The organism is Epilithonimonas sp. (genome assembly GCF_032054305.1).
Taxonomy (GTDB): Bacteria; Bacteroidota; Bacteroidia; order Flavobacteriales; family Weeksellaceae; genus Epilithonimonas.
This window is the reverse complement of record NZ_DAMBSX010000005.1, coordinates 68017-89566: the sequence shown is the minus strand read 5'-3', so window position 1 is coordinate 89566 and position 21550 is coordinate 68017. Positions and strand designations below refer to the sequence as shown.

General features: G+C 35.2%; 19 protein-coding genes. 13 read left to right on the top strand and 6 right to left on the bottom strand.

Annotated features, from left to right (window positions below):
* The first annotated feature begins 150 nt into the window (after nucleotides 1-150).
* From ccsB to RTX21_RS11755, 3 genes are all read left to right on the top strand, one after another.
* Complete coding sequence (ccsB, locus tag RTX21_RS11765) at nucleotides 151-3384, top strand: c-type cytochrome biogenesis protein CcsB (RefSeq protein ID WP_312767892.1); 3234 nt, start codon at nucleotides 151-153, stop codon at nucleotides 3382-3384.
* A gap of 115 nt (nucleotides 3385-3499) precedes the next feature.
* On the top strand, nucleotides 3500-4369 hold the full coding sequence (locus tag RTX21_RS11760) for an SPFH domain-containing protein (protein WP_312767890.1): 870 nt from the start codon (nucleotides 3500-3502) through the stop codon (nucleotides 4367-4369).
* Nucleotides 4370-4385: 16 nt separating this feature from the next.
* Nucleotides 4386-4562, top strand: coding sequence for an Arc family DNA-binding protein (locus RTX21_RS11755; protein WP_409414978.1), 177 nt, complete (start codon nucleotides 4386-4388; stop codon nucleotides 4560-4562).
* Between the two features lie 23 nt (nucleotides 4563-4585).
* On the opposite strand, the gene RTX21_RS11750 is transcribed toward RTX21_RS11755, so the two are convergent.
* Nucleotides 4586-5443 (bottom strand): tyrosine-protein phosphatase, encoded by an 858-nt coding sequence (locus RTX21_RS11750; RefSeq protein WP_312767888.1) that lies wholly within the window; start codon nucleotides 5441-5443, stop codon nucleotides 4586-4588.
* Nucleotides 5444-5530: 87 nt separating this feature from the next.
* Nucleotides 5531-7180 (bottom strand): peptide-N-glycosidase F-related protein, encoded by a 1650-nt coding sequence (locus RTX21_RS11745; RefSeq protein ID WP_312767887.1) that lies wholly within the window; start codon nucleotides 7178-7180, stop codon nucleotides 5531-5533.
* A 191-nt stretch (nucleotides 7181-7371) separates the two neighbouring features.
* Here RTX21_RS11745 and RTX21_RS11740 point away from each other — a divergent pair, with 191 nt between their 5' ends.
* The gene (locus RTX21_RS11740) at nucleotides 7372-8304 is read left to right on the top strand and encodes an SPFH domain-containing protein (RefSeq protein ID WP_312767885.1); all 933 of its coding nucleotides are present in this window, start codon (nucleotides 7372-7374) and stop codon (nucleotides 8302-8304) included.
* 28 nt (nucleotides 8305-8332) lie between these two features.
* On the opposite strand, the gene RTX21_RS11735 is transcribed toward RTX21_RS11740, so the two are convergent.
* Complete coding sequence (locus RTX21_RS11735) at nucleotides 8333-9679, bottom strand: AAA family ATPase (protein WP_312767883.1); 1347 nt, start codon at nucleotides 9677-9679, stop codon at nucleotides 8333-8335.
* A gap of 90 nt (nucleotides 9680-9769) precedes the next feature.
* On the opposite strand from RTX21_RS11735, the gene RTX21_RS11730 reads away from it, so the two are divergent.
* The 6 genes from RTX21_RS11730 (at nucleotide 9770) to RTX21_RS11705 (ending at nucleotide 15112) form a co-directional block, all read left to right on the top strand.
* On the top strand, nucleotides 9770-10669 hold the full coding sequence (locus tag RTX21_RS11730) for an ATP-binding cassette domain-containing protein (RefSeq protein WP_312767882.1): 900 nt from the start codon (nucleotides 9770-9772) through the stop codon (nucleotides 10667-10669).
* Complete coding sequence (locus RTX21_RS11725; RefSeq protein WP_312767881.1) at nucleotides 10666-11514, top strand: ABC transporter permease subunit; 849 nt, start codon at nucleotides 10666-10668, stop codon at nucleotides 11512-11514. The genes RTX21_RS11730 and RTX21_RS11725 overlap by 4 nt, the downstream gene beginning before the upstream one ends.
* Nucleotides 11515-11771: 257 nt before the next feature.
* Nucleotides 11772-12512, top strand: coding sequence for a tetratricopeptide repeat protein (locus RTX21_RS11720; RefSeq protein ID WP_312767879.1), 741 nt, complete (start codon nucleotides 11772-11774; stop codon nucleotides 12510-12512).
* A complete protein-coding gene (locus RTX21_RS11715; RefSeq protein WP_312767878.1) occupies nucleotides 12513-14252 on the top strand; it encodes a BatD family protein in 1740 nt (579 codons plus the stop codon).
* Nucleotides 14253-14302: 50 nt separating this feature from the next.
* Nucleotides 14303-14905, top strand: coding sequence for a MarC family protein (locus RTX21_RS11710; RefSeq protein ID WP_312767877.1), 603 nt, complete (start codon nucleotides 14303-14305; stop codon nucleotides 14903-14905).
* A gap of 12 nt (nucleotides 14906-14917) precedes the next feature.
* Complete coding sequence (locus RTX21_RS11705) at nucleotides 14918-15112, top strand: hypothetical protein (RefSeq protein WP_312767876.1); 195 nt, start codon at nucleotides 14918-14920, stop codon at nucleotides 15110-15112.
* Between the two features lie 40 nt (nucleotides 15113-15152).
* Here RTX21_RS11705 and RTX21_RS11700 read toward each other — a convergent pair whose 3' ends face one another.
* The 3 genes from RTX21_RS11700 to RTX21_RS11690 form a co-directional block, all read right to left on the bottom strand.
* Nucleotides 15153-15392, bottom strand: a complete 240-nt coding sequence (locus tag RTX21_RS11700) for a hypothetical protein (RefSeq protein WP_312767875.1) — start codon at nucleotides 15390-15392, stop codon at nucleotides 15153-15155.
* A 95-nt stretch (nucleotides 15393-15487) separates the two neighbouring features.
* The gene (locus RTX21_RS11695; protein ID WP_312767874.1) at nucleotides 15488-17245 is read right to left on the bottom strand and encodes a long-chain fatty acid--CoA ligase; all 1758 of its coding nucleotides are present in this window, start codon (nucleotides 17243-17245) and stop codon (nucleotides 15488-15490) included.
* A 94-nt stretch (nucleotides 17246-17339) separates the two neighbouring features.
* A complete protein-coding gene (locus RTX21_RS11690; RefSeq protein WP_312767872.1) occupies nucleotides 17340-19109 on the bottom strand; it encodes a long-chain fatty acid--CoA ligase in 1770 nt (589 codons plus the stop codon).
* A gap of 148 nt (nucleotides 19110-19257) precedes the next feature.
* On the opposite strand from RTX21_RS11690, the gene RTX21_RS11685 reads away from it, so the two are divergent.
* The 3 genes from RTX21_RS11685 to RTX21_RS11675 all read left to right on the top strand — a co-directional run bounded on the left by RTX21_RS11685 (nucleotide 19258) and on the right by RTX21_RS11675 (nucleotide 21503).
* Nucleotides 19258-20400: an acyl-CoA dehydrogenase family protein gene (locus RTX21_RS11685; protein WP_312767870.1), complete on the top strand. Its 1143-nt coding sequence runs from the start codon at nucleotides 19258-19260 to the stop codon at nucleotides 20398-20400.
* A gap of 33 nt (nucleotides 20401-20433) precedes the next feature.
* Nucleotides 20434-20799, top strand: a complete 366-nt coding sequence (locus RTX21_RS11680) for a hypothetical protein (RefSeq protein WP_312767867.1) — start codon at nucleotides 20434-20436, stop codon at nucleotides 20797-20799.
* A 116-nt stretch (nucleotides 20800-20915) separates the two neighbouring features.
* Nucleotides 20916-21503: a helix-turn-helix domain-containing protein gene (locus RTX21_RS11675; protein WP_312767865.1), complete on the top strand. Its 588-nt coding sequence runs from the start codon at nucleotides 20916-20918 to the stop codon at nucleotides 21501-21503.
* Nucleotides 21504-21550: the final 47 nt, after the last annotated feature.

Below are 21550 nucleotides of genomic sequence, written 5' to 3'. Positions count from 1 at the left end.
ATGAGTTTTTAGCATTCTAATTATCAGTTTGAAAAGCCTTATTAAGAATGTTTCAAAATAACGTTTAGGACTTTCAAAATGACAAATAACAGTTTTTTTTGATGCTGTTGTCCTTTATCATCCTTATTTTTGTCAATCATAATTTTTAGAATGAAAAAGATACAAGATATTCTTATTTCTACGCGAACGATGGCTTTTCTATTGCTGGTTTTCGCTATTTCTATGGCAGTTGCAACCTTTATCGAAAACGATTACGGAACACCAACTGCAAAAGCGCTTATATATGAAGCAAAATGGTTTGAAGCTGTTATGTTTATATTGATTCTCAACTTTATTGGAAACATTGGGCGATACAGACTTTATAAAAAAGAAAAGTGGCCGATCTTGGTTTTTCACTTGGCTTTTGTTTTGATTTTCATTGGAGGCGCAATCACACGTTACATCAGTTTCGAGGGAACTATGCACATCCGTGAAGGCGAAACCAATAATGAAATCATCACCGATAAACATTTCTTCAAGATCAAAATTGAGGAAAAAGGTGACCAACAGAATTACCACGATGTTCCGTACTTGATGTCGCCGCTTCATCACGATTTCCAAGCGACTTACGATTTCTTGGGAAAAGAAAAGATTGTGGTAAAAGCTCTGGATTATATTCAAAGAAAGAAAGATAGTCTGGTTGCTGGAAACGGGAAGGAATTCTTGCATTTAGTTTCTACCAGCGATATGGGTGGTCGTCAAAACATTTATTTAGGAGAAGGCGAGGTTCAGAATATCAATGGAACTTTGGTGAGTTATAACAGAACGGCTATCGAAGGTGCGGTTGAATTCCAGAAAAAAGACGGACAGCTTTATATCAAAACACCAACTGATGCAGCTTATATGACAATGGCAACGCAAGCAACCGGAACAACTAAAAAAGATGAGTTCCAGCCTTTGGTTTTGAGAAGTCTTTATACGATTGACCAATTGAAATTAGTAATTCCGGAAGGAACAAAACGAGGAAAATTGGTAGCTTATGAAGGTGACAAACAAAAAGATAAAGATGTCCCGGATATGCTGAAGGTAGAAGTTGCCGGACCGAAAACAAAACAGATTGTTGACCTTGTTGTAGAAAAAGGAAATCCGAATAATTACAAACAAATCAAAATTGATGGTCTTGACATAATGCTAGGTTTCGGACCAAAGATTTATTTCACACAGCCTTTTGCACTTAAACTGGAAAAATTTGTAATGGAAACTTATCCGGGAAGTTCTTCACCATCGGCTTATGAATCTCACGTGAGAATCGTTGACGAAGGAAAAGAAACACCTTACAATATTTATATGAACCACGTTCTTAATTACAAAGGTTATAGATTTTTCCAGGCAAGTTTTGACCCGGATAGAAAAGGAACAGTTCTGTCTGTAAACCACGATTTCTGGGGAACTTTGATCAGTTATATCGGTTATGCATTCTTGTTTTTAGGAATGTTCGTAACGATGTTCTGGAAAGGTTCTCGTTTCTGGAGCTTAAACCAAATGTTGAAAACAATCAGCAAAAAAAAGGCAGCTGCTGTTCTTTTACTTTTATTAAGTTTCGGACTTAATGCTCAGGAAATCGATATGCACGGCAAAGATGGCAGTCACGAAGGTCATTCTCATTCTGAAGCTGCTGCGCCAACATCGCCTAACAAAAATCCTGCAGTCATAGATGCGGATGCGATGGTGAAAAATATCGAAATCAGTAAAGAACATGCAGACAAATTCGCCTATCTTTTGGTTCAGAATTACGAAGGACGTATTGTTCCGGCTAACACACAGGCACTTGATATTTTACATAAGCTAACTTCACGTTCCAAGTTTCAGGATTTGGATGCTAATCAATGGTTTTTGGCGGCGACAATTGACCCGATGTTCTGGGCACAAGTCAACATCATCAAAATCGAAACTGCTGGAAAAGTTGGAAAAGACCTTAGAGCTAAAACAAAGGCGACAGATGAAGGTTTTACAAGTTTGATTAAACTATTCCCTGCAGATAAAAATGGAAATCTTCGTTTTGTTTTGGAAGATGATTATAATGACGCCTTCAGAAAGAAAGCTTCTGAAAGAACAAGATACGACGAAGCGGTTATCAAGTTAAATGACAAAGTTCAGGTATTGAACGGAATTATGTCATATCAATACTTCCGCACAGTTCCTGTCAAAAATGACCCAAATCACACTTGGAATTCTGTAATGACACCTACTTTTGAACCGGATGAAAATGCACAGGCAGTTTTAGGACCTTATTTGTCAAGTGTTCTGATGGCAACACAAGGCGGAAGCTGGGCAAAAGCAGATGCGGAACTGAAAAAAGTAGAGGAGTACCAACAAAAATGGGGCAAAAATGTAGTGCCTTCTGAAACTAAAGTTAAGCTGGAAGTTTTGATGAATACCTTGGATATCAACTTCAAATTGTTGATTTTCTATACCATTATTGGAAGTTTATTATTGATTTTAGGTTTTGTAGAATTGTTTAAACCGAGCAAGATTCTTCACAATGTTGTAAAATCATTAATTTATATCGGAGCAGTTGGTTATATATTCCATTTCTTAGGTTTGGTAGGAAGATGGTACATCTCTGGTCATGCGCCTTGGAGTAACGGTTACGAAGCGATTATTTTTATCTCTTGGGTTGGGATTTCGGCAGGATTTGCTTTGTACAGAAATTCAAATACCTTGATTCCTGCAGCAGGATTCTTGGTGGCGGTGATTATGATGGGATTTGCGCACGGAGGTTCAGCGCTTGACCCGCAGATTACACCATTGGTTCCGGTTCTTAAATCTTACTGGTTGGTAGTCCACGTGGCCATCATCACATCCAGCTACGGATTCTTCTCTTTATCAATGTTGATTGCAATGATTTCATTGATTTTCTATGTGATTTCCAACAAAGAGACTTTCAAAAGACATAACGACACAACGTTGAAAGAATTAGCCATTGTAAGCGAAATGTCCCTTAATATCGGATTATTAGCCTTAACAATCGGAAACTTCTTGGGTGGAATCTGGGCCAACGAATCTTGGGGACGCTACTGGAGCTGGGACCCGAAAGAAACCTGGGCTTTCATTTCGATTATAATTTATGCGTTCGTAATCCATATGAGATTGGTTCCGGGATTGAGAGGCAGATATACTTTCCACGTGGTAACAATGTTCGCATTTTGTTCTATGGTAATGACCTATTTCGGAGTGAATTATTACTTGTCAGGATTGCACTCATATGCAAAAGGAGATCCCATTCCTTTGCCACTTTGGGTTTATATCAGCTTAGGTTATATGTTGGTGTTATCGATAGCTGCTTGGTTCAAGTATAAAAAACTGAATGAAAAGCAAGAGAAAAGAACACAAGTGGAACCATAAGTTTTATCAGATAAAATTAATTAGCCGGACTTTTAATTAGGTTCGGTTTTTTATTTTTTTTGTATTAAAATAAATAGTATATTTATGATATCAAATTAATATCAAATTAAATACTATGGAAAAAATTGTAAAACCTTTATCAGGCTTTCTGGCATTAGTGATCAGTCTTGTTCTCTTTGGATTAAGTATCTTTCTTGTTATCAGCGGAGCTAGCAATAATAATCCTCTTTCAGTGATTTTTGGAGTGCTTTCTTTTGTTGCATTTGTCTTTTTTCTGAAAGGATTGATGATTATTCAACCGAATCATTCAAGAGTGCTTAGTTTTTTTGGTAAATACGTTGGAACTGTAAAAGCTAATGGCCTATTTTTCATTAATCCCCTGTACTCAACACAAAGAATGAGTCTTCGGTCAGAAAATCTTCAGGGACAAACTTTGAAAGTGAATGACAAAATGGGAAATCCAATAGAAATTGGAGCTGTAATTGTTTGGAAAGTTGGCGATACTTACAAAGCAGCTTTTGATGTGGAGCGTTATATGGAATATGTGAGGATCCAAAGTGAGGCGGCAGTTCGACATTTGGCGGTAAGTTTTCCTTATGATAACCTGGAAGACGAAAAAGCTGAAATAACGCTTCGTGATGGTGGTGACAATGTTAATCATATTCTTGAAAAAGAATTGACAGACCGACTTTCAACTGCAGGAATTGTTGTTCAGGAAGCGAGAATCAGCCATTTGGCTTATGCATCAGAAATTGCAGGAGCTATGTTACAGAGACAGCAAGCAACGGCGATTGTAGCTGCTAGAGCAAAAATTGTTGAAGGTGCTGTTGGAATGGTGGATATGGCATTGAAAAAACTATCGGCAGAAAATATTGTTGAATTGGATGACGAAAGAAAAGCTGCAATGGTAAGCAATCTTATGGTTGTTTTATGTGGTGAAAAAGCGGCGCAACCAATCCTGAACGCCGGAACACTTTATAATTAATCCAAAAAAAGTATTGATGAAGAAGAGTTTTGTTTTACGATTGGATGATGAGATGTATAAATTACTGGAGAAATGGGCAGCAGATGAATTCCGAAGTGTGAATGGACAACTAGAGTATATTATCAATCAAAGTCTAATCAATTCAGGGAGAAAAAAAAATAAAACGGAAAACAAGTCAACGGATAAAAAATAAGGCAGTCGATTTTGACTGCTTTTTTATTGTAAAAATTTCTGAATGTAAATCTCTCTTTGATTTTCAGAAATTCCTAAAACCTTATGGATGTAATTATCCATCGAACCATATTTTTTATCAATCTCATCAAAAGCGGATTGTAGGTAGTCTCGTTCTATCCAACCCGTTTTTTCCAAAACACCGATGTCTAATTTAGGATAGATAAAGTGTAAGTTATTGGCAAGATCCAATCTTTTTTGAATGATTTTCTCACGAAAGTTGTTGGATTGTAAATATTCTTCAAAAATTACAGTATTATCAAATCTTAAAATTTTTAAGATTAATGCTGTTATCATTCCTGTTCTGTCTTTTCCAGCAGTGCAATGATAAAGAATAGGATGACCGGAATCCAGAATCTCAGTAATTATTTTCTTAATCACTTCTGGGTTTTCAGAAACATAATCCTTATAGAATTGTGTCATTCTTTTATTTGCATCCGCTTTATGAAATCGACCTTTTAGAACTTGCTTTTTGGCATCCTTCAGCTCTCCGTTTTCATCTTCGAAGGCAGGGTAATGTAGATAAGCTATATTTTTTGGTAATCGGTCTGGTGCCTTTTTTATTTCCTGCTGGGTTCTAAGGTCAATTATCTTGTTGATTTTTATATTCCCAATTTCACCAAAAGAAGATCTTCTGAGTTTATGAAGGTTTCCGCTTCTGTAAATCAAACTATCCTTTAGAATCTTTCCTTCTGAATTTTTAATTCCACCTAAATATCGGAAGTTATTAACCTTTTTTATTTTGATTTGATTTCTGTTGGAATAGGTTGAAAACTCTGCATTAGAATGGTAGGTTTTACAGGAAACAATGAACAATAGAATAAGAAAGAAGAAATATCTCATTAAATAAGAACGTTTTTTCAAACTTAAATATTTTTTTGAATTAAATAAAAATTCCTGCTAACTAAGCAGGAATTTTAGAAACAAAAATTATTGTTTTATAACTTTCTGAGTTTGGGATTTGCCATCTGCAAAATCTATTTTCATTAGATAGACACCGGATGATAATTTAGAAAGATCGATTTTTGTGGAATTATCTTCCAGTAATATTTTACCGTCCACATTATAAACAGAGACTTTGCTTACTTTGGCTGTTGTGCTGATGTTAATAAGATCTTTTACAGGGTTCGGATAAACGGATGTTTTTTGTACGTTGATATCATCAGTTCCTAGCTTGATCTGTGTGGAATAGATTGGACCATACCAAACACTGCTTTTGTCATCTGTACATTTTGATTTGACATAAGTTTCATAGATCCAATTAACGGTCAGGTCCGTTCTTGTATCTTTTGGATCGTTCTCTATGTCACGGTAAACTTCGGCTCCAGCTGTTGTGAATACATTTCTTCTTCCCCAAAGTGTTTGCCATTGGTTGGACGTTCCGGATTCTTTCCACTCCAGGTCAACAGTTGTATTTAACTGATTGGCTATTTTCAGATCATAAGGTGCAGCACAAATGATATCTCCGCTTTTCTGATTCTGGATGTACATAGAAATTGGGAAATAACCTTGCTGGCCAGTAAATACAGCTGTTGGAACATCAATTTTTATTGTGTGGGTTCCTGCTGCTAAATTGCCAAGGCTTACTTCACGATTCGGGATCACATCACCCGGACACCAGTTGTTCCAGGAGATCCAGCCTCTTAAAGTTTTTGCTGTCGTTCCATAGATCCCATTTCCTTGGGTATTATATTGTCTGTAATCTTCACAGTTTTTTCCACCAGGCATATATTGGCTTACCAGTTGGTCATCCAGATAGACATTATGTATCCTTTTTACATATTCTTCACCTCCGGAGTTTGAACCGTGGTTAGATGTACTTAAATGTAAAATGGCATTTGGAACCGCCTGATCAAGGGTGAAAGTGACCAATCTGGTAGTTTGTCCGGGTACATCCGTAGCATTATAATTATTCAGATTTTGACGATAGGAAAGTGGTAAGAAAAAGTTTTGGGAAGGTGTTACAGTTCCGCTGGTAACAAATTCCAGATTGCCGCGGAAAACATCTGTTCTGTCGGCACAACCTGCAACTTGCGTATTGGCCGCGGCAGAATATCCGTCTGCTCGGAACTCGATCCAGAAATCATATGTGGCGGATAGAACAATATCATGCAATATATTCGAAATATTATTTACCTGAAAGCTGTATGGAACCTGAGTCGGAGAAATATTTTTGTTCATGAAAGGTGTAATGAAACGTCCTATTTCGATACGTTTGATATCACTTTGATTATAAGTATAAGTCGTTGCACCTTTTGGTACAAGAACAAGATTAACACCTGCAAGTCTGTCGTAGTTGTCACAAGCGGCAATTAAAGTGATATTCATTTTTACACTGCTTCCTATAGATGCAATTTCTGAGTCGGTTAATTTTCTGGAAATTATATCTTGTTCATAAGCATGCAGACGGATTGCCCCAGCCGGAATTTGAGAATAAGCTTCTGCCGGCATAGTTTCCCCCTCTCCAAGATAGTGATACATACTATAGAAAGGAACGTCATTGAAAACTGAAACATTTTGAGCTCTTAAAAATGGTGCTATTGCAAGACCTGCAACAACAAATAGTAATTTTTTCTTCATATTAGATTATTATTACAACAAATTTAGAAAATCTTTACGAATAAAGACTTTTTGAATATTGTTTTTCTATATTTAATTTTTGTTTTTATCGATTATGTTAAGATTTTAATAATATCTGTTTTTGGTTTTCTTTTTTAATTTAAACTTGTGATTATCCTCGAAAAAAATTATCTTTAGAAAAAAAACAAATTATGATATACATTGGATTTATAGTATTTTTTGGACTGATCACATTGTTCGCTTCCTTCTTTACGGTAAAACAGGAAACAGCTGCAATTGTTGAACGGTTGGGGAAATTTCATTCTGTAAGACATGCAGGTCTTCATCTCAAAATTCCTTACATTGATCAGATTTCTAAAAGGATGAATCTTCGAATTCAACAGCTGGATGTGATGATCGATACCAAAACTTTGGACAATGTTTTTATTAAAATGAAAGTTTCTGTCCAGTATCAGGTTATCAGGACACAGGTTGGAGATGCTTATTATAGACTGGAAAATCCTGAGTCGCAAATTACTTCTTTCGTTTTCGATGTTGTGAGAGCAGAGGTTCCAAAACTGAAACTGGATGATGTTTTCGTAAGAAAAGATGATATAGCGGTAGCGGTAAAAGGTGAGCTCCAGGAGGCTATGAACAGTTATGGTTATGATATTATCAAAGCTTTGGTGACTGATATCGACCCGGATGAACAAGTGAAACATGCGATGAACAGGATCAATGCGGCAGAAAGAGAGAAAACAGCTGCGGAATACGAATCTGAAGCTCAAAGAATCAGAATCGTGGCAGTCGCAAAGGCAGAGGCAGAATCCAAAAAACTACAGGGACAAGGTATAGCAGACCAAAGACGAGAGATCGCAAAAGGACTGGAAGAATCAGTCAAAATGTTGAATAGCGTTCAGATAGAACCACACGAAGCTTCCGCCCTTATTGTTGTAACTCAGCATTATGATACATTACAATCTATTGGAGCAAACAATCGCTCAAATCTGGTTTTGCTGCCTAACACGCCAACCGCTGCAAGTTCAATGCTCAATGATCTGGTTGCTGCAATGGCAGTTTCCAAGCAGATAGATAATGTTGACAATCCTCAAAAACCTGACCGCCAAAATCCAAAATTTTTATAAAATGAAAGCCTGAATTATTCAGGCTTTTTTATTCATCGTCAGTATGAAATCCAATTGTTCTGACAGGTTCTTCTTTCGCTTTGTAAGCTTCAAGTTCTTGCTTTAGATCTTCGATTCTTCCTGCAAAACGGTCATAAGAATTATCTTCTGCTTCGGATAAAAATTCTTGAACATTATTGAGATATTCTCCGGTTAATTTAGAAGCAGATTCCTTTAGGCAAGCTTCCAAAACTCGTTGGCCGATCTGGATATTTTCAGTCTTATTTTTCAAATATAGGCTTCTGATTCTTTTCTTTAGACTTTGGGTGAAATCTATCAGCATCGTATTAGAGAAAACTTTCATTTTTTCAGCAGTCTCTTTCCAAAAAGGGATTTGATCCGCCTTATTATTCTCTAATATTTTTAACAAGGTTGCATTCTCATTCAGGTTTTTTGTCATGTTAAAAAGAAGCATTTCTGCGCGTTCCTGCTTGTTGGGTGGAAAAACAGGAATCAAAACATCAAACCTTCCCGGCGCAAGGATCTCGGATTCTATTCCAATCAATTCCTTTGCAGAACCGATCATGAGGATATTTTCTTTTTCGAATTTTTCGATGTTGTGAAGTGTGCTTTCTTTGACATCTTCATAATCATGATTGATGATTTGGTTTTCCTGTCTTTGCATCATTATTTCATCAAAATTTTCAAGAAACAATACAGCTTTCTCTTTTTTGAACATTTGGGAGAGATACTCTTCAAAATTTGTTCTTTTGTCAGTCATTAGAATCGATTTCAATTGAGATTTTCGGATCTCAAAAAAATCAAAACCAATCATTTCTGCAATTTTCTTGGCCCAGAAAATCTTTCCACTTCCAGGAGGTCCATAAACAACAATTCCGGCTGCTTTCTGGATTCCCCAGTTTTCTGCTTGTTTCGGATTAAGAAAAGGCTCCAGCATATCTGAAATATAGAAAAATAAGTCTCTATAACCAATAAAATCTCTTTGTTTAAGTTCCGTTTTATCTCCAAAATAATTATAAACGAACTGATAATTTCCACCAAGTTTGTTATCTATATTAAATGTCGATATTGACGATTTGTAGATGCCGTTGTCATAGATATTTGGAAATTGATTCAGGATGATTTCCTCGATTTTTTCTTTGGGCTGATGGATTTTTTTTGAGATGTCATCCACTGTTTTTTCAATGTTCAGGTCTTCATCGTATTTTTTTAGAAATTCCTTATTTTCTGTGGCAAATTTTTCAAAATTTGAAGTAATATTGAGATTCGGGGAAAGACAATCAGAAATCTCAAGATCAAAATCCTGAATGAACTGTTTTATGCTTTCTTCTGAAACGTCCAGTTTTTTAGAAAATTCGGTGATATTTTGAATCATTTTTAAAATGTTTTTATGAATTTAAACAAAAACCGTACAAATCAAAGTAACAATCTTGTAAAGAATCAGACTCGTATATAAAATATTTCTATGGGAAAAATTTTGGAAGTAAAAAATTTGACCAAAAAATTCAAACACATTGTGGTCAACAATATTTCCTTCGATGTAGAAAAAGGCAATGTTTATGGTCTTCTAGGCCCGAATGGAAGTGGGAAGTCTACCACTTTTGGAATGTTGCTGTCTACGATCAACCCAACTTCCGGCAGCTGGAAATGGTTTGGAAAAGAAGGGACGGATACAAGCACGCTCAAAAAAATCGGTGCGATCATAGAGCAGCCCAACTTTTATCCTTACCTGAGTGCTGAAAAAAATCTGCAGATCGTTGCCACGATCAAAGAGATCCCTTACTCAAGAATTGATGAGGTTTTGGAAGTAGTTAGGCTTTTGGAAAGAAAAAAAGATGCATTTAAAACTTATTCTTTGGGAATGAAACAACGTTTGGCAATTGCTTCGGCTTTGTTGGCGGATCCTGAAGTTTTGATTCTGGATGAACCTACAAACGGATTGGACCCGGAGGGAATTATCCAGATTCGTGAGATCATCAACAAAATTGCAAAATCAGGAACGACAATTATTGTAGCAAGTCACCTTTTGGATGAGATAGAGAAAATCTGTTCTCATGTTATCGTTCTAAAGCAAGGAACTGCGATCTATTCTGGTTCTGTAGATGCCATGAGCAATACGGAAGGATTCTTTGAACTGAAGGCGGATAACTTTTCTGAATTGATTTCTGCTTTGAAATCCTTCGATATTTTCTCTTCTGTGAAAGAGCAAGGTAATCTTATCATAGCTCAAATCTCAACGGATATTTCAGCCTCGGAACTCAATAAAAAATTATTCGAAAAAGGAATTGCTCTTTCTCATCTTCAGAAGAAAAAAGAAAGCCTCGAAACTCAATTCCTAGAACTTGTAAAACAAAATAACTTATGATACGCCTTTTAAAATTAGAATATCTTAAAAATCTGAATTATACACCATTTAAGATTTTTGTAGGATTGTACTTTGTTATTCTTGTGGTTTTGCTATTTATTGGCTTGGTTGATTTTGAGCTTTTTGGTCAGACAATCAATCTGAAAGACCAGGGAATGTATGATTTTCCGGGTGTTTGGAATTTCACAACGTATATTATTGGTCTACTCAAGATTTTTCTGGGTTGTATTATTGTCTTTTCGATTTGTCAGGAATTCAGTAACAGAATGTTTAAACAAAATGTTATAGATGGATTAAGCAGAGAAGAGTTCATTGCTTCCAAGCTTTTGACAATTTTGGTGTTCACTACTTTTTCTACGGTTTTGGTGTTTGTAATGGCTTTTGTTTTGGGTAAAAGTTATTCTGCAACCCAAGATGGTGACTTGATTTTCAAAGAAGTATATTTTATTTTCAATTACTTTTTGAAATTATTTACATTCTTTTCTTTTTTGATGTTTTTGTCAATCCTATTTAGAAAATCGATTTTTGTATTTCTTGGATTTTTTATCATTGCAATAGGAGAGGGAATTCTAAGATTTATAGAAAAAATTACTTTCATAAGTAATGTCAAAAATCAATTGGAAAGAGAAAAGCTGATGCTAAGCCATACTTCTGTAACAGATTATCTACCTTTGGAAAGTATGTCCAGATTGATTCCATCACCTTTAATTAGAACTAAATTAGCTCAACTTTTAGGTGCTGAATTCAAGTTCGTGTATCCTTGGGATAGTGTTATAGCGTGTGTTATTTGGTCTTTGATTTTCATAATTGGAAGTTATTTTGTTCTAAAGAAAAAAGATTGGTAGATTTTGCTTTAATTAATTTTTGTAAAATATTAAAAAATAGTATTTTATTTAATTTATTTAAAGTTAATTTTAGATTATTTTCAATTTTATATTGAACCTGTTTTAACCATCGAATTGATTTTTGATGGTTTTTTTATTTTTTGTAGATTTATATCTACAAAAATCCCTTAAAATAAGGCTTTTTATGATGTTTTTTTTAACCCAATTTTAACGTTTAATGTATTGATTTTAACAATAAAACGGATAATTTTGTAGCAATGGATTTTAGATTTGTCATAGTTGTATTTAGCCTTGTTTTTTCTTCACAGTTTTTGACTGCGCAAAAAAGCTACAATGCTCTTGTCTATGAAGGAAACAAAAAATTTGATGCCAAAGAGTATAATGCTTCTTCCGGAAAATATCTGGAAGCAATTGCTGAAAAAAATAGTAATTATACAGCCCATTATAATCTTGGAAATGCTTTGTTCAAAAGTAAAAAGTATGAAGAGGCAACAGCAGAATATGAAAAAGCTGCAAAGTTGACAAAAAGCAAATATGAGAAAGCTGCCGCAATATACAACCAAGGAAATGTGCAGATGCAATCCAATAATCCTGATAAAGCAGCTGAGCTGTATAAACAGGCTTTGAAGCAGGATCCTTACAACGAGGCAATCAGAAAGAATTATGAGATCGCCATGTTGAAAGATAAAGAGAAGAAGGATAAACAAAAGCAGAAACAGGACCCTAACAAAGGCAAAGGAGACGGAAAGGATCAGAAAAATAAAGATCAAGGCGATAAGGGAAATCAGAAAAAGGATCAACAGAACGGACAAGGAGACAATAAAAAAGGGGAAGATCAAGGAAAACCTGACCAACCTAAAAAACAGGAGAATAAAATACCTGAAGAAGCAGAAAAAATGATCCTGCGTGATATAGAAAACCGCGAAAGAGAGACTGCAAGAAGAATTTTAAATAAAAGAGCCAATTCGATGCCGCAAAGCAACGAAAAGGATTGGTAAATGATAAGAAAAAATTTATACATATTATTCACATTAGCATCGGTTTTCTCGTTTGCTCAGGTCAATCTTTACTCTGAAATTAGTACAAAGGAAAGTAGAGTGGATTCTCCTCTTGTTTTCACGGTCGTGTTGGAGATTTTTGGTGAAGACCTTGTTCAAGAAACGCCGGTAAAGCTTCCTGATTTCTCAAAATTCAATTACGAATATGCATCAGAACAGAATACGTTTATTGATCCCGTAAAAAAGATAAGGATCAATCAAATGGTTTATCAGTTTGCTCTTGACCCTAAACAAGCGGGAAATATCAAAATAGGCTCTGCTTTGGTAAAAGTCAATGGGAAGATGTATAAAACAGAACCTATCGATATTGTGGTTAAAGAAGCAGAAAAGAAACCTTTAGCTTCCATCAACCCGATTAAAAATATGTATCTCAACCTTCAGGTAGAAGAGAAAGAGGTTTATAAAGATGAGCCTGTTGTTGCAGTTCTTAAAGCGTTTTGCAGGAATATCTCAGGTTTTCGCCATTTGGAAACATCTAAGTTTGGCTACAGCAAAAATTTTGTCATCAGGTCGATTGCTAATTTTGATGAGTCGATAGAGGATTCTGAGAATAACTACTCCTCTCAAGTTGTTGGTATGTTCGTCATTGTTCCGAAAGTCGCCGGAGTAATGGATATCCCTGGAGCTGAAGTTCCTCTGGCCGGACATAAAGGAAGTCTTGTTTCCAACAAGGTGAAGATTAATGTCAAAAAACTACCGGAAGGCGCACCGGAAAGTTTCAAGGAAGCGGTTGGTAAATATGATGTCAAAGTTGAATTGATTGATAAGAACAAAGAAAATTTTGAGATCAATAAAGCATTTAATGTTGCTGTAAAAGTTAGTGGAAATGGGAATCTTTCACCATCGATCCTGCCTAGGATCCTGCCTTCTTCGGATTACGAAGCTTTTGAACCAAAAATCGTTAATAATTCTAAGGCAACAAGTGATGGAATTGAAGGTGAAATAGAAGCACAATATGTGATTATCCCTAAGAAAAGAGGCGATATCAAGATCACAACAGAAGATTTTTCTTATTTTGATCCAAAACAAGAGAAGTATGTGGAGTTGGGCGCTAAGTTTTTAGCACTCAACACTGTTAATGCTCAGGATATTGCTAATGCAAAAACGACTTTACAAAGAGTCAATGAATATACGAATAATGTTTTGGAAAAGGTGGATTCACCTGTGATCAATACAAAAAATCTTCAAATAAAAGAACACAAAACAGTTAATTGGTTTGGTATCGTCGGAAACCTTTTGATTATTGGATTCGGCTCACTTTTCTTCGTTTATTTTAACAAAAAATATAAAGATAAAAAGAAAAAAGAACTGGAAAAGAAAAATACAACTCTTGATCCAATCGTAACGATCGAAGAAACTGAGGCTTTGATTAGAAATAAAAACCATTTTTTTGATTCTGATTCTCATTTTAATTATTTGAAAAAAATGATTGATGAAGGTTCTACAGATAGGTTTTTTAGCGCTTTTGAAGAATTAAGATCTGAGGCAGATATTTTTTCTAATGACAAATTCTCAATGGACTTTTTGAGTCACTTGAAATCAGATGTTGGTCAGATTCAATATGAAAAATATAATGAATTGATTGCTAAAGTCAATATCGAGAAATATTCTCCTTTCTCTTCTAAGGAAAAACAAACAGAAATTTTAAACGATGCAAAGGCGATTTATAAATTGCTTTAAAGAATTGTCAAAAATATTTTATAATTTTGCGAAATCTTTAAAATGGAATTATGGAATTTTTTGAAGGGTTTTCTATAAAGGAAACGATGACTGCTTTTATGGTCTTGTTTGCCGTGATCGATATTTTGGGCTCTGTTCCCATTATTGTTTCGCTTCGTCAGAAATTTGGTAAAATCGAATCAGAAAAAGCTGCAATTGTAGCCGGATTACTCATGATCTCATTTCTTTTTATCGGAGATAAAATTTTGAAATTCATTGGGGTAGATGTCAATTCCTTTGCGATTGCAGGAGCTTTCGTTATTTTCATTATTGCGATTGAAATGATTCTTGGAATAGAAATTCATAAAACCAATCAGCCACAGGCCGCTTCAATTGTCCCGATTGCATTTCCATTGATTGCTGGAGCCGGGACTTTGACCACCACTTTATCATTAAGGGCAGAATATCACGATATCAATATCATTTGTGGAATTATACTCAATACGATGTTTGTATACTTGGTTTTGAAGATCGCACCTTGGATAGAGAGAAAAATGGGAGAAGGTTCTTTGCAGGTTTTGCAAAAAGTTTTCGGAATTATCCTTTTGGCTATCTCTATTAAATTATTTACCGCTAACTTTGCACAACTGTTTCAGAATTACATTCACTTTTAATATTATTAGAAAATGAAGACATTTTATAAGGTATTCTTAATTCTTTTTATCATTTTTATCGGTATCAATGTTTATGCAATAGATTGGCGTTCGGGATTTTTTGATGATGAAAATACCAAATTCATATTCTCTATTTCATCGGGAATTTTAGGAATTATCATAGTTTATATTCTGCATACTTGGAGTAAGTTGGCGGAGAGAAAATAATAAAAAACGCTTCAGAATTTCTGAAGCGTTTTTATTTTTATTAATTCAAATCTTGAAGCGCATTTTTCAAAAACTGAATACTTGTTTTATTGATTTTGGGCTGGGTTTGCACATTGTCCCATTGCGACAGGATTTCCTCGACCAGTTCATCTTCACATTCATACTTATCTTCATCATCAAACATGACGGTCGTTGCAAAATGGATCAATTCTTCTTTGCTTACTTCATCAGAAAGAAATCTTTCACAGATCTTTATCAATTCTACTCGTGTTATAATCATATTTTGTTTTCAGATAATATTTACAAAGATAGACTTTTAGGTCTTCTAGTTGCCAGTTGACTTTGTTATATAAAAACAGATTAATTCAAGATTAATTATCTATCATAAAGCTTCTCATACAACGTGATAAAATGCTCTTTCACCGCTTTTCTTTTCAATTTTAGAGTAGGAGTAAGAAGTCCATTATCTTCGGTCCAGATTTCCGGAGTTAATTCAATTTTTTTGACTTGTTCCCATTTGCCGAGATGTTGGTTTATTTTCTCAATTTCTTTTTCGATCTCAGATTTCAATTCCTTAGATTGGGCAATGTCTTCAAGAGAAGTTCCAACATTGGTATTATTTTTTGAAGCCCAATTTTTAGCATAATCAAAATCAGGTTGAATGAGTGCTGTCGGCATTTTCTCCCCATCACCAACAACCATGATCTGCTCGATGAATTGAGATGCTTTTGCCAGATTTTCGATCACTTGAGGTGCAACATATTTTCCACCGGAAGTTTTGAACATTTCTTTTTTTCTATCAGTAATGGAAAGAAAATTATCTTCATCCAAAATTCCAATGTCACCAGTTTTGAAGTAACCATCTTCTGTGAAGATTTCTTTTGTTTTTTCTTCGTCTTTGTAATAACCTTGCGTCACCGTCGGACCTTTTACTGTGATTTCGCCATCTTCCTGGATTTTAACATCGATATTTTTGATCGGTCTTCCAACAGAACCGATTTTTGTAAATTCAAAACTGTTGACTGCAATTACCGGAGAAGTTTCGGTCAATCCGTAACCTTCCAAAATCGGAATTCCTGCAGCATGAAACATCGTGTTCAATCGTTTTGATAATGCAGCTGAACCTGAAACCAACGTTATGAGATTTCCTCCCAAACCTTCTCTCCATTTGCTGAAAACGATTTTATCCGCAATAATATGAGCCAAAGATTTTGAACTACCCAATTTATAGTTTTCAGCAACTTTCAAGGACCAAAGGAAAATTTTAGCTTTTATTCCGCCGGATTCTGTCCCTCTTTTATAAATCGCATCATAGACTTTTTCCACCATTCTCGGAACAACCGTCATATATTGCGGTTTTACTTCTTTCAGATTTTCGCTAAGTTTCTCATTACTTTCAGCAAAATACATAGAAATTCCGTTGGTTGTGAAAAGATATAGAATCATCCTTTCGTAAACGTGACAAAGCGGAAGAAAACTTAAAGCTTTGTTTTTGGAATCTTTGTGCGGGATTCTGTCTTCGCAACCAATTACATCAGAAACGATGTTTTTGTGCGTCAGCATTACACCTTTCGGTTTTCCTGTCGTTCCGGAAGTATAAATGATCGAAGCCAGGTCATCCTCAGAAATTGAAGCTTTGATAGAATCAACTTGCTGTTGATTATCGTTTTCTTTTCCCAAATCAAAAAGTTCTTTCCAGTTTTTGGCATTATCAACTTTATCAAATGTAAAAATCTCCTGTAAATCTGGTAATTGACTTTTAACCGAATTGATTTTCTCAAATAATTTTGCATCCGAAACAATACAGATCTTAGAATCCGAATTTTCCAGGTTATAAACACAATCTTCAGCCGAAATAGAAGGATAAATCGGAACGGTTACAATACCAATTTGCAAAGCAGCTTGGTCAAAAAAACACCATTCGACTCTATTGTTAGACGACGTGATAGCAATTTTATCTCCTTTTTTTAGTCCATATTTTAGTAAAGCTCTAGATAGTTGGTTTGTGATTTTGATATAGTCGTCCGTTGAGATTTTCTCCCATTTTCCGTTTCTTTTGTCACAGATAAAATCATCTTTTTCGAAATTAGCTTTCGAATAATAAGGAATATCGAAGATTCTTTTTACTTCCATTTTTCTGATACGATTTTTAAACCATCGTTTAACGCAAATATAAATAAATATGAAAAACCTTCAGAAAAAAAGCTATCCATTGGATAGCTTCAGGTTATTCTTTGTACATTCTGTCGTATAGATCTTGGAATTCCGCTTTAATAGCCTTCCTTTTCAGTTTAAGTGTTGGTGTCAGAAGTCCATCATCTATTGTCCAGACTTTTGGGGTCAATTCAATCTTTTTTATTTGTTCCCATTTTCCAAGATGTTGATTGATTTTCTCAATTTCCTGTTCTATTCTAGATTTAACAGCAGGATTTGCGGCAATTTCTTTTGGCGAATCAATGATTTTCACATTATGTAATTCTGCCCAATTTTTAGCAAAGGCAAAGTCAGGTTGAACCAATGCACAAGGCATTTTCTCACCATCGCCAACAACCATGATTTGTTCAATGAATTTCGAAGCTTTCGCAAGATTTTCGATAACCTGAGGTGCTACAAATTTACCGCCGGAAGTTTTGAACATTTCTTTCTTTCTGTCCGTTATGAAAAGGAAATTATCCTCATCCAAGTGCCCAATGTCACCTGTCCTGAAATAACAGTCATCGGTAAAAGCTTCTTTGGTTTTTTCCTCGTCACGGTAATAACCTTCAAAAACAGAAGGCCCTTTTACAACAATTTCTCCGTCAGATTCAATTTTAACTTTGACGTTTTCCAACGGAATACCAACAGAGCCAGCTTTCACCTTTCCGAATGCATTCACGGAAATAACAGGCGAAGTTTCCGTCAGACCATAACCTTCCAAAATCGGAATTCCTGCAGCGTGGAACATATTGTTCAATCGTTTTGATAAGGCAGCAGAACCGGAAACCAAAGTAATCAGATTGCCGCCCAGACCTTCTCTCCATTTTTTGAAAACCAGTTTGTCAGCAATCGTGTGCATAAAAGATTTTGGTTGTCCTAATTCATATTTTTCTGCGATGCCTAATGACCAAAGGAAAATTTTCGATTTTAACCCGCCTGCGGCAGTTCCTTTATTATAAATAGAATCGTAAACTTTTTCTACCAATCTCGGAACGACCGTCATATATTGAGGTTTCACTTCCTTTACATTTTCCCCGATTTTCTCAATGCTTTCCGCAAAGTAAATGGAAATTCCATTACTTAGATAGAGATAGAAAATCATTCGTTCGAAAACGTGACAAATCGGAAGAAAGCTCAAAGCTTTGACTTCTTTGTAATCCAGGCCTTTTTCTTTTGGGATTCTCGGTGTACTTGCAGTGACATTAGCAACCAGGTTGTTGTGTGTCAATTGTACACCTTTTGGTTTTCCTGTCGTTCCGGAAGTGTAAATGATTGTTGCCAAATCTTCTGGGTTGATTGCTCTTGCCAAATCATCTACTTCAATTTGTGTCGCATCATTTTCGCCAAGGTCAAGAATCTCGTTCCAGTTGGGTGCACCGTCAATCTCATCAAAGGTAAAAATTCCTACCAAAGAAGGGATATTTGGTTTTGCGTTCGTCAGTTTTTTGTAAAGGTCGGCGTCGGACACAAAACAATATTTGATTTCGGAATTATTGAAAATATAAACATAATCTTCCTCAGATATTGTAGGATAGACGGGAACGGTAACCACGCCAATCTGCGAAATTCCCAGATCCATTACAGCCCATTCTGTTCTGTTGTTAGAAGATATAAGACCGATTTTGTCGCCAGGTTTGATTCCGAGTTTCAAAAGTCCTCTCGAGATTTTATTCCCTTGATTGATAAACTCAAGCGTTGATGTTTTATTCCAAATTCCATTTTTTTTCGTCACAAGACAATCTTCTTTCGGAAATTGTTCCATTGCCAGAGCAGAAAAATCAAATATTCTTTTAACGTTCATAAAATATCTTTATTAATAAATTATTAAAATTGAGTTTACATTATCGTAAATATAATTTTTTTTTCTAAGATAACAAAATATGGCATTTCGCTTTGATTTTTTGTTAAAAAGTTTATATTTACGAACGAAAAATATAATTAAAAACCACATGGATTTCAATCTTACAGAAGAACAACAGATGATTCAACAGGCCGCAAGAGATTTTGCAAACGCAGAACTTTTGGAAGGTGTTATAGAAAGAGATAATGAACAGAAATTTCCTTACGATGCTGTTAAAAAGATGGGCGAAATGGGATTTTTGGGAATGATGGTTGACCCAAAATACGGTGGTGCTGGTCTGGATAGTGTTTCTTATGTTTTAGCGATGGAAGAAATTGCAAAAATTGATGCATCCGCAGCCGTTGTAATGTCGGTAAATAACTCATTGGTTTGTGCAGGCTTGGAAAAATTCTGTAATGAGGAGCAAAAAATGAAATACCTTAAACCTCTTGCGAGTGGGGAAGTAATTGGAGCTTTTGCTCTATCTGAGCCGGAAGCTGGTTCTGATGCTACTTCTCAATCAACAACTGCCGAAGACAAAGGTGATTATTACTTGTTGAACGGAACCAAAAACTGGATTACCAACGGAGGAAATGCAACTTATTATATCGTCATTGCGCAAACTCATCCTGAGAAAAAACATAAAGGAATCAATGCTTTTATTGTTGAGAAAGGCTGGGAAGGTTTTCAGGTTGGAAAGAAAGAAGATAAATTAGGAATCCGTGGAAGTGACACGCATTCTTTGATGTTTACCGATGTGAAAGTTCCTAAAGAAAATAGAATTGGAGACGATGGTTTCGGTTTCGCTTTTGCGATGGCTGTTTTGAATGGTGGTAGAATCGGGATTGCTTCTCAGGCTTTGGGAATTGCTTCCGGTGCTTATGAATTGTCTTTGAAATATGCGAAAGAAAGGAAATCATTCGGAACAGAAATTATCAATCATCAGGCAATTGCTTTCAAATTGGCGGATATGCATACCAACATTATGGCTGCAAGAATGTTGATTTACAAAGCAGCTGCTGAAAAAGATGAAGGTAAAGATATCTCAGAAAGTGGTGCAATGGCCAAATTGTATGCATCTCAGGTTGCTATGGATACGACGGTAGAAGCGGTTCAAATCCACGGTGGGTACGGTTATGTGAAGGAATATCATGTTGAAAGAATGATGCGTGATGCGAAAATCACTCAGATTTACGAGGGAACTTCGGAGATTCAAAAGATTGTGATTTCCAGAGCAATATCGAAAAAATAATTTTATATCTTTATTTCTCAAAATAAATCGATTATGAAATATCTTTGGATGACTTTAGCCGTAATATTTTTATTCTTAGGCGTTTTTGTTTGGTGGAAATATTATTTCGTTTTTGGAGAAGGTGTAAAATCCGGTTATCTTAATTATGCGGTCAACAAAGGAAATGTGTTCAAAACCTACGAAGGAAAACTGATTCAGGAGGGATTTGGAGCAGCAAAACCCGGAGCGCCGATTGGAAGTAACCAGTTTGAGTTTTCGATACAAGATGAAGCGGTTTTCAAACAATTGGAAATGAATAGCGGAAAATATTTCGATTTACATTACAAAGAATATCACGGAACTTTGCCTTGGCGTGGAAACACGGTTTACGTTGTAGACAAAGTTTTGAGTATGAAATAATTAATATTAAAAATCATATAAAACCTTTCAATTTTGGAAGGTTTTTTTGTTGAATTAAGGATTAAAACTACGGATTCTGTAAATTTGTTTTAAAATCAAATATCATTTATAATTAAATGTCGGAATTAAAAAAAATCAGGGAAAAACAAAATCTAACTCAGGAAGAATTGGCTGAAAAGTCGGGACTTTCTGTTAGAACAATTCAACGGATTGAAGCCGGGACAGAACCAAAGGGTTATACTTTGAAAACTCTGGCTTTTAGTCTTGATGTTTCTGAAAATGATTTGTTGACGCCTATTATTCTGATAGAAGAATCTGCTGTAGAAAATCCAATTGTTGAAGAATCCATTTTAATAATAGAAAATGAGCCAATTGAAAATTGGACTTTAATCAAAATCATCAATCTTTCTTCGCTTCCGTTATGTTGGTTTCCGATTGCCAATTTTCTGCCACCTTTATTGATAATGTTGATTTCAAAACAGAAGTCTCCAATCATCAAACAAATTATTTCGCTTCAGATTATTTTGGCGATTATTGCTCCAATTATTTTTATGCTAGTGGTTATTTTAAAGCTCGGAAAAGAGTCTGTAATGGTAACAATTATTGTATTAATCTTAGCTGATATTTACATCATTCTTAGAAACGCTTATCAATTAGATAAAAAACAAAGCCTTTATTATAAGCTGAATTTCAGTATTTTATAATCCTGTCAGCCAATTGTCGGGTTATTGTCGGGCTAAATTTTTGACTT